Annotated in this window: 10 protein-coding genes; 5 read left to right on the forward strand and 5 right to left on the reverse strand. The window is 71.8% G+C overall.

Going from position 1 to position 15,083, the window contains the following annotated elements; genetic code table 11:
• Positions 1–295: 295 nt before the first annotated feature.
• From ACFYU9_RS24525 to ACFYU9_RS24540, 4 genes are all read left to right on the forward strand, one after another.
• Positions 296–1,342, forward strand: coding sequence for a substrate-binding domain-containing protein (locus ACFYU9_RS24525; protein WP_389345989.1), 1,047 nt, complete (start codon positions 296–298; stop codon positions 1,340–1,342).
• A gap of 23 nt (positions 1,343–1,365) precedes the next feature.
• Entirely contained in the window at positions 1,366–2,943 is a 1,578-nt protein-coding gene (locus ACFYU9_RS24530) for a sugar ABC transporter ATP-binding protein (RefSeq protein ID WP_389345990.1), read from the forward strand.
• Positions 2,940–3,989: an ABC transporter permease gene (locus ACFYU9_RS24535; RefSeq protein ID WP_389345991.1), complete on the forward strand. Its 1,050-nt coding sequence runs from the start codon at positions 2,940–2,942 to the stop codon at positions 3,987–3,989. Before ACFYU9_RS24530 ends, ACFYU9_RS24535 begins: the two co-directional genes overlap by 4 nt.
• A gap of 120 nt (positions 3,990–4,109) precedes the next feature.
• Positions 4,110–7,736, forward strand: coding sequence for a beta-galactosidase (locus ACFYU9_RS24540; protein ID WP_389345993.1), 3,627 nt, complete (start codon positions 4,110–4,112; stop codon positions 7,734–7,736).
• 122 nt (positions 7,737–7,858) lie between these two features.
• On the opposite strand, the gene ACFYU9_RS24545 is transcribed toward ACFYU9_RS24540, so the two are convergent.
• Positions 7,859–9,346 (reverse strand): carboxylesterase/lipase family protein, encoded by a 1,488-nt coding sequence (locus ACFYU9_RS24545; RefSeq protein WP_389345994.1) that lies wholly within the window; start codon positions 9,344–9,346, stop codon positions 7,859–7,861.
• A 91-nt stretch (positions 9,347–9,437) separates the two neighbouring features.
• Positions 9,438–10,091, reverse strand: coding sequence for a TetR/AcrR family transcriptional regulator (locus tag ACFYU9_RS24550; RefSeq protein ID WP_389345995.1), 654 nt, complete (start codon positions 10,089–10,091; stop codon positions 9,438–9,440).
• 300 nt (positions 10,092–10,391) lie between these two features.
• On the opposite strand from ACFYU9_RS24550, the gene ACFYU9_RS24555 reads away from it, so the two are divergent.
• Entirely contained in the window at positions 10,392–11,408 is a 1,017-nt protein-coding gene (locus tag ACFYU9_RS24555; RefSeq protein WP_389345996.1) for a hypothetical protein, read from the forward strand.
• 268 nt (positions 11,409–11,676) lie between these two features.
• Here ACFYU9_RS24555 and ACFYU9_RS24560 read toward each other — a convergent pair whose 3' ends face one another.
• From ACFYU9_RS24560 to ACFYU9_RS24570, 3 genes are all read right to left on the reverse strand, one after another.
• Complete coding sequence (locus ACFYU9_RS24560; RefSeq protein ID WP_389345997.1) at positions 11,677–12,585, reverse strand: hypothetical protein; 909 nt, start codon at positions 12,583–12,585, stop codon at positions 11,677–11,679.
• Between the two features lie 135 nt (positions 12,586–12,720).
• Complete coding sequence (locus ACFYU9_RS24565) at positions 12,721–13,692, reverse strand: alpha/beta hydrolase (RefSeq protein ID WP_389345998.1); 972 nt, start codon at positions 13,690–13,692, stop codon at positions 12,721–12,723.
• A gap of 63 nt (positions 13,693–13,755) precedes the next feature.
• Positions 13,756–14,751 (reverse strand): helix-turn-helix domain-containing protein, encoded by a 996-nt coding sequence (locus ACFYU9_RS24570; protein WP_389345999.1) that lies wholly within the window; start codon positions 14,749–14,751, stop codon positions 13,756–13,758.
• Between the last annotated feature and the right edge of the window lie 332 nt (positions 14,752–15,083).

Here is a 15,083-nt window from a genome sequence, read left to right on the forward strand (position 1 = left end):
CGGCCGCCTGCGTCACCGGGATGATCTCCGACTGCGGCTCTGGCGTGCCGCGGTGGCACTTCGAACAGAATCTCCCATCTTGGCTGTCTGGTCATCAGCCGTCGAGGGAGCCCGGAAAGCGCTTGCTCCGCTCCCTCAACTGCCTTTGATCCGCAGCCATTCGGTCCTTTCGGGTGCAGGGTATTGACGGTTGCATGATCAAGGCGTTTGCTTGACCGCAACGTTGGATTACGCGTGATTCTGATCGGTTGTGTTGTGCCCGACTGGTCTCTTCCCCCTCTTCAGGAGCCTTCGAATGCCTACCCCGCACGCCCGCGTGGCCCCCGCCGCCGCCACTGTCCTCGCCGCTTTTCTCGGCCTCTCCGCGTGTTCGAGCGGCCAGGCGCCGTCCGGCTCCTCCGGTGACGTCCACACGGTGGCGGGCAAGATCTCCCTGACCTACCTTCAGAAGCAGGGCGACCAGGAGTACTTCATCGGCGAGGCCGCCGGCGCGAAGGCGAAGGCCGCCGAGCTCGGGGTCGACCTGAAGGTGGTCAACCTGGGCAACGACGCCAACAAGACCGTCAGCGAGGTCCAGTCCGCGATCGCGCAGAAGAGCAACGGCCTGATCGTCGTCGTCCCCGACCCCGCCGTCGGCCCGCAGGTCGTCCAGGCGGCCCGGGACGCCAAGGTCGCCCTGCTCACCTCCGACGACCAGATCTGCACCACCGGCCCGGCCCCCGCGTCCTGCGCGAAGGGCGATCTGGTGCCGCGGATCGGCTTCAGCGGAGCGCAGATGGGCGGCGAGGTCGGCAAGCGGGCCGCCCAGGAGTACGCCAAGGCGGGCTGGAACCCGGCCGACACCCGGACGATCTCCGCCTGGAAGCAGGACGTGACCGTCTGCGGCGACCGGGTCAAGGCCGCGAAGGCGGCGTTCGCCGCATCCGCCGGCGCCGCCGTGCAGAACATCGACGTCGCCACCGACAACACCCCGACCGGCGCCCAGGACAAGGTCGCGGCCACGATCACCGCCAACCCGGGGGTCAAGCACTGGGTCGTCTGGGGCTGCAACGACGAGAACGTCCAGGGCGGCGTCACCGCCCTGCAGAACGCGGGCATCGGTGCGAACGACATCATCGGCGTCGGCCTCGGCGCCTACCTCGCCTGCAAGGACTGGCAGTCCGGCAAGCCGTCCGGCATGAAGGCGGCGCTGTTCATCAACGGCAAGGACGTCGGCGCGCTCGCCGTCCAGACGATGTACGACCGCCTCAAGAGCGGCAAGGCCTTCCCCGCGGAGGCGTTCGCCCCGACCCGGATGGTCGACTCCACCACCTGGAAGACCGCCGGTGTCTCCTGCAGCTGACCGGGCCCGAGAGGTACGCATCCATGCCCAGCACCCCTGAACCCCCGCAGAAGGCGCTCGGCCTCGCCGCCGAGAACGTCTCCAAGCGCTTCGGCCCCGTCCACGCCCTGCAGGACGTCACCCTGACCTTCCCGCCCGGCCGGGTCACCGCCCTGATGGGCGAGAACGGCGCCGGCAAGTCCACCCTCCTGCGCATCCTGACCGGAGACCACCGGCCCACCGAGGGAAGGGTTCTGCTCGACGGGAAACCGCTCTCCCTCGCCTCGCCGATCGATGCCCGCCGCGCCGGGATCCGGATCATCCCGCAGGAACCCGAGATCATCCCGCACGTCTCGGTCGCCGAGAACGTGTACGCCGGCGCCCTGCCCCGCCGCGCCGGGCGCCGCCTCGACCGGGCCGAGCTGCGCCGCCGCATCACCGCCGACCTGGCACGGCTCGGCTTCGACAAGGTCCTCGACCCCGACCTCCCCGGCTCCCGGCTGACCGCCGCCCAACGCCAGTTGGTGGAAATCCTGCGCGCGCTCACCGGGGACACGCCGCCGCGAGTGATCGCCTTCGACGAGCCGACCTCCTCCCTCTCCGAGCACGAGACCGAGGCCCTGTTCACCCTGATCGGACGCCTGCGTGACGAGGGCATCGCGGTGGTCTACGTCTCCCACCGGATGAAGGAGATCTTCCGCCTCGCCGACCGCATAGCCGTCCTCCGCGACGGCGCCGTTGCCGGTGTCGTCCCCGCGGCCGACACCACCGAGGACGAGATCGTCCGCATGATGGTCGGCCGCGACCTGTCGGACCTCTTCGTCCGGCAGGAGGTCGCCACCGACCGGATCGTGCTCGACGTCCGCGACCTCACCACCGACGACGTCCGCGGGATCAGCCTCCAGGTCCGCGCGGGCGAGGTCGTGGCCCTCGCCGGACTGATCGGCGCCGGACGCTCCGAACTCGCCCACGCCCTCGCGGGCGACGTGCCCGTGCACTCGGGGACCATCACCCTGAACGGAGTACGGCTCACCCTGGGCAGCCCGCGCGATGCCATCGCCGCCGGCATCGGTCTGGCCCCGGAGGAGCGCAAGGCCCAGGCCCTGTTCCTGCACCGGAGCATCCGCGACAACACCGCCCTGGTCAGCTACGCCCGGCTGCGCCGCAAGCGCTTCGTCAGCCGGACCCGGGAACGCTCGCTCGCCCAGGAGTTCGCCGACCGGCTCCGGGTCCGCGCGCCCTCGATCGAGGCCGAGGTCCGCACCCTGTCCGGCGGCAACCAGCAGAAGGTCGTCCTCGCCCGCTGGCTGGCCCGCCGCCCGGAACTCCTCATCCTCGACGAGCCCACCCGAGGCGTCGACATCGGCGCCAAGGCCGAGATCTACCAGATCATCGCCGACCTCGCCCGCGACGGCGTCGCCGTCCTGGTGATCTCCTCCGAACTGCCCGAGGTGCTCGGCCTCGCCGACCGCGTCGTCGTCATGCAGAACGGCCGGGTCACCGGCGAACTGCCGCGTGCCGAGGCCTCCGAGGCGGCGATCCTCGCCCTCGCCATGGCCGACGACCTCGCCGCCGCCACTCCCGCCGCCACCACCGACCTGCCGACCGGAGCCTTTCGATGAGCACCGCCACCACCCCGGGCGCCCCGCCCGCGCCCACCCCCGCCGGCTCCGGGTCCTCGGGCCGACCCGGCGGCGCGAGGGCCGCCCTCGCATCCGTCGGCGGGCAGAACCTCAGCCTGATGGGCGCCCTCGTCCTGGTCGTCGTCCTGTTCACCTCGCTCAACGCCAACTTCCTGAGCTGGGACAACATGCGCGTCATCGGCGAGGCGGCCACCATCGCCGGCCTGCTCGCCGTCGTCCAGACCGTCGTCATCATCTGCGGCGGCCTCGACATCTCCGTCGGCTCACAGACCGGCCTCGCCTCCGTGGTCAGCGCGATGGTCTTCACCGCCACCGGATCCAGCGCCCCGCTCGGCATCGCCGCCGCCCTGCTCGTCGGAGCCTGCGCCGGCCTGGTCAACGGAGCCGTGATCATCTACGGCCGGGTCAACCCCACCATCGCCACCCTCGCCGGCCTCGCCGCCTACAAGGGCGTGGCCCAGCTCCTGTCCGACGGCCGCGCCCAGGGCTACGTGCTCGGCGACCCCGTCTTCGTGTTCCTCAGCCGGGGCAGCATCGCCGGCGTCCCGGTCATGATCTGGATCCTGGCCCTCGTCGCGGCCGCCCTCCACGTCCTGCTCACCTACACCGACATCGGCCGCAACATCTACGCCCTCGGCGGCAACGACACCGCCGCCCGCCTCGCCGGCATCAACCTCAACAAGTACCTGCTCGCCGGCTACGCGCTCACCGGCACCGTCGCCGCCCTCGCCGGCATCCTGCTCACCGCCCGCACCGGCTCCGGCCAGCCCGTCTCCGGCAGCGAGGGCCTGGAACTCCAGGCCATCACCGCCGCCGCGCTCGGCGGCTGCGCCCTCAAGGGCGGCAAGGGCACCATCGGCGGCACCCTGCTCGCGGTCGCCCTCCTCGGGGCCCTCCAGAACGGCCTCACCGTCCAGGGCATCAACACCTTCTGGCAGAACGTCGCACAGGGCGCGCTCCTGGTCGCCGCCGTCGTCATCCAGCAGCGCCGCAACCGCGGCCGCGCCGTCGGCCTGCCCGCGTAGAGCGGCTCCGGCGCATCACCTTTCAGAACGTGATGCGTACGTGATCGGCACGCCGATCCCGGCACGCGTACCCCGATACGCCGATCTCCGTACGCCGACGACAACAAGGGAAGGACTGGCATGGCCATGCCATCAAGGCGCGGGAGGCGGGTCGCTCGCGGGCTCGCCGTCGCGCTCACCACCCTCGCGCTGGGATCCCTCGGCCTCACCGCCGCGCAGTCCGCGCAGACCCCGCCGCACACCGCGGAGCCCGTCCACACGGTCGGGCACGACGACACGGCCCTGACGATCGACGGCAAGCCCCTGTCCATCTGGTCCGGCGAGTTCCACTACTGGCGGCTGCCCAGCCCGGACGCCTGGCGCGACGTCCTGCAGAAGATGAAGTCGGGCGGCTTCAACGCCACGTCGATCTACTTCGACTGGGACTTCCACTCCCCGAAGCCCGGCGTGTACGACTTCACGGGCATCCGCGACGTCGACAAGCTGCTCGACATCGCGAAGGAGGTCGGGATCTACGTCATTGCACGGCCCGGCCCCTACATCAACGCGGAGACCGACGGCGGCGGCTTCCCGGGCTGGCTGCACACCCAGAAGGGCAAGGCCCGTTCGACCGCGCCCGACTACCTCGCCGCCTCCGACGAGTGGCTGTCGCGGATCGACCCGATCCTGGCCCGGCACCAGCTCACCAACGGCACGGGCACGATCATCGCCTACCAGGTGGAGAACGAGTACTACCAGGACACCGACGACGGACACGCGTACATCCGCCACCTGGTCGACAAGGCGCGCGCCGACGGCATCACCGTGCCGCTGACCGGCAACCACTACGGCATATTCACCAAGGAACTCGACATCGAGGGGTACGACGCGTACCCGCAGGGCTTCAACTGCTCCCAGCCGGACACCTGGCACGGCCTGCCCGACCTCGCGGGCGAGAAGAAGCCCGGAGAACCGCTCTTCCTGGCGGAGTTCCAGGGCGGCGCCTTCGACCCCTGGGGCGGCCGCGGCTACGACAAGTGCCGGCAGCTCACCAACGGCGACTTCGAGAAGGCCGCGTACGAGAACAACATCGCGTCCGGCGCCACCATGCAGAACTTCTACATGGCCTACGGCGGCACGTCCTGGGGATGGCTGGCGTCGCCGGAGTCGGTCTACAGCTCGTACGACTACGGCGCGCCGATCCGCGAGGACCGGCAGCTGACCGAGAAGTACCAGGTGGACAAGCGGCTCGGCTACCTGGTGCAGTCGGTGGCGCCGCTGACGAAGACGGAGCAGGTCACCGTGGCCGCGCCGGACAACAGCGCGCTGCTGCGACGCGACCGGCGCAATCCGGACAACGGCACCGGGATCACCGTCGTCCGCCACAAGGACGTCAACGACAAGGCGAAGGACACCACCCACCTCGCCCTCGGCGGCTACCCGTCCGTGCCGCAGGAGCCCGGCACCGCGCTCACGATCGACGGCCGCGACTCCAAGCTGCTCCTGTCCGACTACGCCATGGACCACCAGCAGCTGCGCTACTCGACCTCCGAGCTGATGACCCACGGCACCTTCGGCCCGCGCGACGTCGCCCTGCTGTACGGGCGGCACGGGCAGGACGGCGAGACCGTGCTGCGCTACGCGGACCGGCCCGAGGTCGAGGTCATCAGTGGGCGGGTGAAGCAGACCTGGGACCCGGCGAGCGGCGACCTGCGGCTCGACTACACGCACGACGGACTCGCCCAGGTCCTCGTCACCCCGCCCGGCTCCACGCCCCTGCTGCTCCTGCTCGCCGACGACGCGACCGCCGACACCTACTGGCGCCTCGACACCCCGCAGGGACCGGTACTGGCGAGCGGCCCCGAGCTGCTGCGCACCAGCGCGTACGACGACGGCGTCCTGAAGCTCACCGGCGACACCGACAGGGCGGCGGAGCTCCGTGTCGTCACGGGAACGCCGGCCGCCTCCGTCACCTGGAACGGCCGCCCCGCGAACGGCGCCCTGGACACCACCGGGGCCTCCCTCGCCGGGCCGGAGGCCTTCACGCCGCCCGCCCTGGGTGGCTGGAAGTACCACGCCGAGACCCCCGAGGCACAGCCCGGTTTCGACGACGCGGTCTGGCGCGCCGCCGACGAGCAGGCCCTGTCGGCGGACCACTACGGCTTCCACGCCGGCTCGATCTGGTACCGGGGACACTTCACGGCGGCCGGCACCGAGACCGCGGTGAACGTCGACGCGACCACCGGGCGCGGCGGCAGGTATCTGGCCTGGCTGAACGGCACGTACCTGGGCAGCGGCGACGACGCCACGCACCGCTTCGACGTCCCCGCCGGGACGCTGAGGCCGGGCAGGGACAACGTGCTGGCCGTCCTGGCCGCCGACACGGCGCACGAGCAGGACTGGTCCGCGGACGACCACCACAAGCAGCCGCGCGGACTGACGGGCGCAAGCCTGGTGGGCTCGACCGCGCAGATCGGCTGGCGGCTGCAGGGCGCGCTCGGCGGCGAGGACCTCGTCGACCCGGTGCGCGGCCCGCTGAACACCGGCGGTCTGTACGGCGAGCGGCACGGCATGCACCTGCCGGGCTACCCGGACGGCGCGTGGTCGTCCGTCTCCCTGCCGGACGCGCGCCCGGGCGCCCCCGGAGTGTCCTGGTACCGGACCACCGTCGACCTGGATCTGCCGAAGGGCCAGGACGTGCCGCTCGGCCTGACGTTGAAGGACGACAAGGCGAAGAAGTACCGGGCACTCGTGTACGTCAACGGCTGGATGGCCGGTCTGTACGTCAACGACGTGGGTCCGCAGACGACGTTCCCGGTCCAGCCCGGCATGCTGCGCACGCACGGCCGCAACACCGTCGCGATCGCCGTGATCGGCGAGGACGCGAACGGTGACGGCCTCGGCAGCGTGAGCCTGGAAGCGTACGGGAACCACACGACGCCGCTGCGGTACCGGGACATCGCGTCGCCCGGCTGGTCGCCCACCGTGTACCGCGACCCGCAGGCGACGGCCGATGTGCGGATCGACGCACCGGACACGATCGCGCGGGGCGGGAGCGGCGAGGTGACGGCCTCCTTCACCCCCCGTCGGGGCACGGCGCGCGACGCGTCGCTCACGCTGGGGCTGCCGGCCGGCTGGACGGCGGAGCCCGGGGCCCGGCAGCAGCTCGGGGACGTACCCGCGGGAAGCACCGTCACCCGCACCTGGAAGGTGACCGCCCCGGGCGGCAGCGGCCCGTGGTCGGCGGTGCTGTCGGTGACCGGGGCCTCCCGTGAGGGGTCGGCGGGCGCCGCGACGAGCGTCGCCGCGCCGCCCGCGGCGCCCGGCGCGGGCACGCACGACCTGGCGGATCTGGACTTCCTGTCGACCAACGGCTGGGGTCCGGTGGAGCGGAACATCTCCAACGGAGAGGACGCGGCCGGGGACGGGCGCCCGATCTCCATCGCCGGTACGGCGTACGCCAAGGGGCTCGGGACGCACTCCGACAGTGATGTCACCGTCCACCTGGGCGGGAAGTGCGGTCGCTTCACCGCGTCCGTCGGCGTCGACGACGAGACGAACGGTGGCGGCTCGGTGACCTTCACGGTGCTCGCCGACGGCAGGCAGGTCGCCGCCACGCCGGTGCTGAGGGGCCACCAGGCCGCTGTCACCCTGAACGCCGATGTCTTTGGTGCCCAGGTGCTCGACCTGGTCGTCGGCGACGGAGACGACGGAAAGACGCTGGATCACGCCGACTGGGCGAACGCCACCGTGAGTTGCGTGCCGTAGGGCCTGTCCCAGGGCCGATGAGGATCTCGTACCCCGGTCCCTGCCGCGTGAGCGGTGGGGACCGGGGTACGTGGCCTTCCGGTCGTTGTCGTGTCGTGTCGCGGCCGGCGCGCCACGCCCTCCTATCGCCTGCCTTCCCACAGCACGCGCTCGTCGGCACGGGGGTCGCCGAGGACGGCCGAGTGGGTGTCGAAGCGCATGGTGCGGCGCTCGTCGAGGTCGTAGGCGGGCCAGCCGGGGTCGCCGGTGGTGGCGAAGGAGACCCAGGCGGCGTGCATGGTGTCGGCGAGCTGTTGCGGGGGCTCGGCGCCCAGGAGAGCGGTGAACGCCCTGTCGTGCAGGTTGTCGAAGACGAAGGGGAGTTCGGCGGCGTGACAGGCGCCGAGGAGGCCGTCGAAGGTGGGGGGCCGCCAGGCGAACTCGTACAGGTGCGTGGTGCCGGGCTGCCCGGTGCGGGCCTCGGCGAGCCGGATGGCCGGGACACGGTAGAACCAGTCGGTGGCGATCGTGGCGAGCAGGTCACCGGGGGAGGCATGAGGGCGTCGGGCACGGTAGACGGCGACGTCCGGCCCGGCGTCGAGGCCGTAGCGCGCGGCGGTGGCGCGCAGCAGCTCTTCGCCGACGTGCCCGATCAGGCCGGTGGGGACGAGGAAGAGCCGGAACTCGTCACTGTTGGTGCCCACCAGCACGTCGACTTCGGCGCCCGCGCCCGCGGCGATCCGTTCGATCGGCGGCCCCGGCAGCAGCTCCCCGTCGACGACGGGCTCGAAGGGCATGAGATTGAGGGCCGCCTCGCCCCAGCGCGCCGGGTCGGGGGCGGCGGAGATCGCGGCGCGCAGCTGCTGCTGGGCCGCGGTGAGCCGGTCGCGGGGGACGGCCGCGATGGCCTCCAAGGCCGGTTCCACGCCGAGCAGATCGGCGAGCCCGCGGCCGACCAGCCGGGCGCTCGCGGGGCTCAGGGTGTGGTGGGCGGCACCGCTCTGCAGGACGGCACGGCGGAAGAGACCGGCCGCGCTCGGCATGGCGAGGAGGGCTCCGATGCTCATGGCACCCGCCGACTCGCCGAACACGGTGACGTTGCCGGGGTCGCCGCCGAAGGCCGCGATGGCGTCCTGTACCCAGGTGAGCGCGGCGATCTGGTCCAGCAGGCCGAGGTTGGCGGGGGTCCCGTCGCCGAGGTGGAGGAATCCGTCCGCGCCGAGGCGGTAGTTGACGGTGACGCAGACGACGCCGTCGCGGGCGAAACGGCCGCCGTCGTAGGCCGGCACCGAGCCGGAGCCGTTGGAGAAGGCGCCGCCGTGCAGCCACACCATGACCGGGAGCGAGCCGTCGAGGCCGGGGGTCCAGACGTTGAGGTTGAGGAAGTCCTCGCCCGGGATGTCCACCTCCGGTATCAGCCGGTCGAACGGCGGGGCGTACGGGGCCTTGGGCGCGGTCGGCCCGTAGGCGAGGGCGTCGCGCACGCCGTCCCAGGACCCGGCCGGACGCGGCGGGCGGAAGCGGTCCGGGCCGAGGGGCGGAGCGGCGTACGGGATGCCCTTGAAGGCGGTGACGCCGCCCTCCTCGATGCCCCGCAACCTGCCGTGCCGGGTGGTGACGACGCACTGCATCGCGTGGATCTCCCTCTGGGTGGCGTCCGGGCCGGGCCCGGCGGCGGTGGATCCGAGGAGGCGACCGCCTCGGGTGGGTTGGTGCGGTGGTTCAGCCGTGGGCGGCGCCGGCCATGGCCAGGGCGAGCCGGGCGTACGTCTCGGCGATCCGCTCACCGGTGTACGGCTGGCCGGGGCCGTACCACTGGGCGACGTGCATGCCCATCGCGCCGATGGCGGTGGCGGTGAGCACGAGATCGGGCACCGTGAACTCGCCGTCCCCGGCACCCCGTTCCAGGATGTCGAGGAGCAGGTGGCGGCAGGCGGCGCGGAGTTCCAGTGACGGTGCCGCGTGTTCGGGCGAGAGCACGTGCAGTTCGCTGTTGGTGACCACGGCCAGGAGCGGGTAGTCGACGTGCACTCCGACGTGGGCGCGGACCAGGGCGCTCAGTCGCGCCGCCGCGCCCTCGGCGGGCGGGAGCGCCTCGACGGCGGCGGTCAGCCGGGTGTGCAGCTCCCGGTGGCCCACGTGGACGAGCTCCGCCAGTACGTGCTGCTTGGACGGGTAATGGGAGTACAGCGTGGCGGAGTTGATGCCGACCCGGTCGGCGATCGCGCGGATCGAGGTGCCGTAGAACCCCAGCTCGGCGTACAGGGCGAGTGCCGCCTCCAGGATCCTGCCGCGGGTACCGGCGGGCGTCACCCCGTCGGGCAGCGCGACGGTCACCGCCGCGACCCGGCGCGGCTCCCAGTCGGGGATGTCCATGGACTCCTCCTCGCGCCGACGCGCAGGCCCAACCAATCGATTGGTTGAGCGATCGGTTGACACCGTAGCGCAGAGGCCCGAAGGTATCTCGCAATACGAGAGAAGCAACCAATCGATTGGTTGGAATTCAGAGTCTGGGATCACGCGTCCGTCGGACGACTGACGCCGGCGGGTGACCGGTCCGGCCCCACCCGCGGTCAGGACGCCGGCGTGCCGCGCCCGGCGCGCGGCCCGAGGAACGGCGCCACGACACGCAGCCGACCGGCACCGCCGGTCCTCCCTCATCCAGGAGTGCGTCCCATGACGTTCCGCTCCCTGCTCATGGCCGCGCGAGCCGCCGCGGCACTGACGGCCACCGCCGCACTGACCCTCCTCGGCGCGGCCGCCCCCGCCCGCGCGTCCGCCCCGCCGCTCCCGAAGCTCGACATCGCCGGTGTCTACGTGACCGGCGTCTCCTCCGGCGGCTTCATGGCCACCCAGCTCCAGGTCGCCCACTCCGCCCTCTTCAAGGGCGCCGGCATCATCGCGGCGGGCCCCTACGACTGCGGCCAGGGCACCGTCATCGGCTTCGAAGCCTGCGACCTGGGCATCGGCCTACCTGTCCTGGAGCAGCAGGCCGTCGACTGGGCGAACCAGGGACGGATCGACCCGGTCGCCCATCTGCGGAACAAGCCCGTCTACACCTACCACGGCACCCTCGACCCGGTCGTCAACCCTCTGCTCTCCGAGGCCGGGGTCCAGTTCTACAAGGACTTCGGAGCCGACACGCGCTACCACGACGGGGATCCGGCCGGCCACGCCTGGGTCACCCCCTACGGCCCGGTCGCCTGCTCGCTCACGTCGGCCCCGTTCATGAACAACTGCTTCGACGATCCCGAGGGCGAGATGCTCACCCACTGGTTCGGGCACGTCAATCCGCCGAACACCGGTGCGCCGCTGGGCACTCTGAGACGCTTCGACCAGAACCGCTACGCCCCCGGCGGCTTCGCGCCCCGGTACGCCATGGACACCACCGGGCAGCTCTACGTCCCCCCGGCCTGCGCGGCCGGCCGGCCCTGCGGCCTGGTCGTCGCACTTCACGGCTGTCTGTCCGGCCAGTACCTGCTCGGCGACCGGTTCGCCGCGTGGGGAAACCTCGACACCTACGCCGACACCAACGACCTCGTCGTCCTCTACCCCCAGGCCATCGCCACCGCCCTGCCCTTCAACCCGCAGGGCTGCTGGGACTGGTTCGGCTACAACGGCCCCGACTTCGCGCTCAAGAGCGCGCCCCAGACGACCGCCATCACGAACATGGTCCACGCCCTCGGCGGCTGACGACCCGTTCGACCTCGGACCAGGCGCCGGCGGGCGGCACCCTGACCGGGCGCGCAGTCGAGGGTGCACCGACGGGAGAGCGGCTCCGGCGGTGCCGGGGCTCCTCGCGCAGTACCTCGGACTGCACCTGATGCAGTTGCGCGACGACATCCGGCTGCTGCCCGCGGGCGACGTCGAGCGGACCGCGGCACTCGGTGGGCTCACCCGTCGCGACGTCCTGGTCAGTGACCACCCGGGGCACCGGCCCCGCATGCCGGAGCACGCCCCTCTAGCACCGGCGCCACACCCACGCCAGCGCCGCCCCCGGCGTCACGCACGACACGAATGCCGCGGGCCGGGCGAGGCCTGCCGCGTCCCAGCCGAGGGCCGTCGGCAGCAGCAGGAGCAGCCCGGCGAGGAGGATCCCGAAGGCGGGGAGGTGGACGGCCGGAGCGAACCGGCGTGCGTCCTCGCCGAGGTCGTCGCTGAGCGTGCTGGTCAGGATCGCTCCGGCCGGGACGACGAGGACCAGGGCGAGCAGGAGCCGGGTGCCGAGGAGGCCGGTGCCGCGGCGGCGGCCGTCCTCCAGGACCGGCGAGTCCGGGCGCGGGTCGCCCGGGGCGTAGGAGACGTCGATCGTCATGCCCGCCTTCGGGGGCTCGTACCGGGTGTACATCGCCGGGACGGTCACCTCGCGGGGGCCGCTGTCGTAAGGGATGCGCAGGACGAGGTCGGTGAGGTAGAAGACCGGTTCGTCGGACGCGTTGTGCCCGCGCACCGGATCGCCGGCGAGGCGGACCACGGTGGCGGAGTGCAGGCCGTAGCGCGCCGCCTCCAGGCGCGCGGTCTCGCGCCCGTACGCGGGCGAGACCATGAAGCCGAGGCTGACGCAGGCCAGCGTCGCCAGCGGCACCAGCCACGCGACGAGCCACACCAGGGCGCGGTTGCCGTACGGCCCGCCGGTCCGCCGCGAGGCCGCTCGCCGGGCCCGGCGCGAGGCGGCGATCCAGGCGGCGGCGAGGAGGACCGACAATGCGGCCAGCCCCGTCTCGGCGTACAGCGGAGGGTAGGGTCCGACGCCCCACAGCACGCAGCCGACCGCCGCGGCGCCGCTCAGCAGCATGCCCCATCCGGTGAGCGTGGTCCACACGCTCCGTCCGGTAGGGCTGTCCACCCCGGACTTGTCCAACAGCACCATCCCGCCCCCTCTTTCACGTGCTCGCAGACTAGTCGGACGTGCCGAACGGCGACTGCTCCCGGGGGCCGTGGCCGTCACCGGCTCGCGTGGCAGCAGGCGACCCGTAGCGGCGCGCCGTGTGCCTCGCGCAGCGGGTCAGGCCGGGTGGAGCGCGGTGTGGAGGGTGTCGGTGGCCAGCGTGATCGCGGTCCGGGCCCCGCGGGTGGGGCGTAGCGCATTGAGCATCACGAAGTCGTGGATGACCCCCTGGACGCGGACGGCGGTCACCGCTACGCCTGCGGTGCGGAGCCGGGCGGCGTACGCCTCACCCTCGTCGCGCAGGACGTCGGCCTCCGCGGTGATGATCAGCGCGGGGGGCAGGCCGATGAGCTGGTCGGTGGTGGCCCGCAGCGGGGAGGCGGTGATCCGGGCGCGGTCCTCCTCGCTGGGGGTGTACTGGTCCCAGAACCACCGCATGCCGTCGCGGCGCAGGAAGTAGCCGGTGGCGAACTGGTGGTAGGAGTCGGTGTCGAAGCTCGCGTCGGTGACCGGGTAGAACAGGACCTGCTGGAGCAGGGTCACGTCGCCGCGTTCCTTGGCCATCAGGGTCAGCGCCGCGCTCATGTTGCCGCCGACGGAGTCGCCGGCCACGGCCAGTCGCGCGCCGTCCAGGTCCTTGTCGGCGCCCTGGGTGGCGATCCACCGGGCGACGGCGTAGTTCTGCTCGATCGCCACCGGATAGCGGACCTCGGGCGACAGGGCGTACTCGGGGAAGACCACCGCTGCGTGGGCGCCGACGGCCAGCTCGCGGACCAGACGGTCGTGGGTGCGGGCGTTGCCGAAGACCCATCCGCCGCCGTGGATGTAGAGGATCACCGGCAGCGGGCCGGTGGTTCCGGCCGGCCGCACGATCCTCGCCCGGACACTGCCGGTGGGGCCACCCGGGACGGTGATCCACTCCTCGTCGATCACCGGCAGTTCGACCCCGCCCGACTGGACCTCATCGACGGCCTTGCGGCCCTCGACCGGATCCAGGTCGAACAGGTACGGCGGTTTCGCCGTCGCCTCGGCGAAGGCCAGGGCCTCGGGTTCGAGGACGGGGTCGACCGGAGTCGTCGCACCGGACATCTGCAGCTCCTTGTGGGGCGGGAAGGCATTCCTGATCGCCACGCTAGGGGCCGCCGCCAGGGGTCACTTTTCCGTCGGTGCACGGTCGGTGTTGCCGCAGTGTGCTCCGGGGCGACCCTGGAGTTGCCATTCCCGGGGCGTCATACCGTAGGCCGCGCGAAAGACCCGGCTGAAATGACTGGGACTCACAAAGCCCCAGCGCTGGGCGACTGCCGCCACCCCCACGTCCCTGGCCATGGGCCGCAGGAGTTCCCGGCGGCAGCGTTCGAGCCGCTGCGCCCGGATCCAGCCGCCCACGGTCGTGCCTTCGAGCTCGAACAGCTTGTGCAGGTAGCGGACCGACATGAAGTGCGCTTCGGCGATCCTGGACGGTGACAGGTCCGGATCGCCGAGGTTGCGCATGACGTGGTCCTTCACGCGCTCAAGAGAGGCGGCGGCGACATGCGGCCCCCTGGAAGCAGAGCGTCCGCGTCGCTCGTCGATGAGCATCACCATCAGATCGAACGCGGTGGCGGCGGCGCGGCGGCCGACACTGTCGTCGAACCCCTCGGCTTCGCGCGCCATGCGCGCAAGATAGGTCGCCACGAGTGCGGCGCTGCCCTCCTCACTGGTGAAGGTGGTGGCAGTCAATGCCCGCAGATCCTCGTCCCGCACGTGAAGTTCTTCGCGGGGGAAATGGAAGGAGGTAAAAGCAAATTCTTCTTCGATTTTAATCCTGAAAAGGCGGGACGAGTCGCTGATGGAGAATTCTCCCGGCGCTATCACGGATTCCCGCCCGTCCTGCTCCTTTGTCGCGGTGCCCCGCTGCTGGAGACTGACGATCAGTGACGTGCGGTCGTCGCGGGAGATGTGGCGCTTGCTGCGCCGCACCACCTGTGGTCCCGCCTGGACACGGGAGATGTGCAGGGTGCCGAGCCGGCTGCTGGCGATCGTTCCGGGCGACGGCTGCTTCTCCAGCAGGTTCACATCCATCGGCATGAAGGTGCCGGAGACCACTTCGTGCCAGCGCTCCGCCCGGTCGGCAGCCGACAGCGGCTCGGTGGAGAGAACAAGGGGCACGGACTTCCTCCTCGGACGTCGGGGGCGCTCGGTTGACGATCCGTACGGGAATCGCCCGCCTGCGCTGCCGGAGTGAATCCCGCTGGTCGGGGGCCCGGACCAGCGGATCGGATCTGTCTGTGCCCCAGCCTGCCGGGCGACCCGGGGCGGGCGCATCAGTCAGTCGACTGGTCGCGTACGTCATGCCCCGCGTCGGTCGCGCTGCGCCCGGGCGAGCGGCCTTCGCAGGGAGGCCACACCGTACGCGTCAATGCCACCGGCGGTCAGCGCGTCACCGCCGACCAGGACGCCGAGATCCTGTTGGCCGGCGGAGAGAAGCCCCATTCGTTGCC

The sequence above is a fragment of the Streptomyces sp. NPDC004327 genome (assembly GCF_042873935.1).
In the GTDB taxonomy this organism is placed as follows: domain Bacteria; phylum Actinomycetota; class Actinomycetes; order Streptomycetales; family Streptomycetaceae; genus Streptomyces.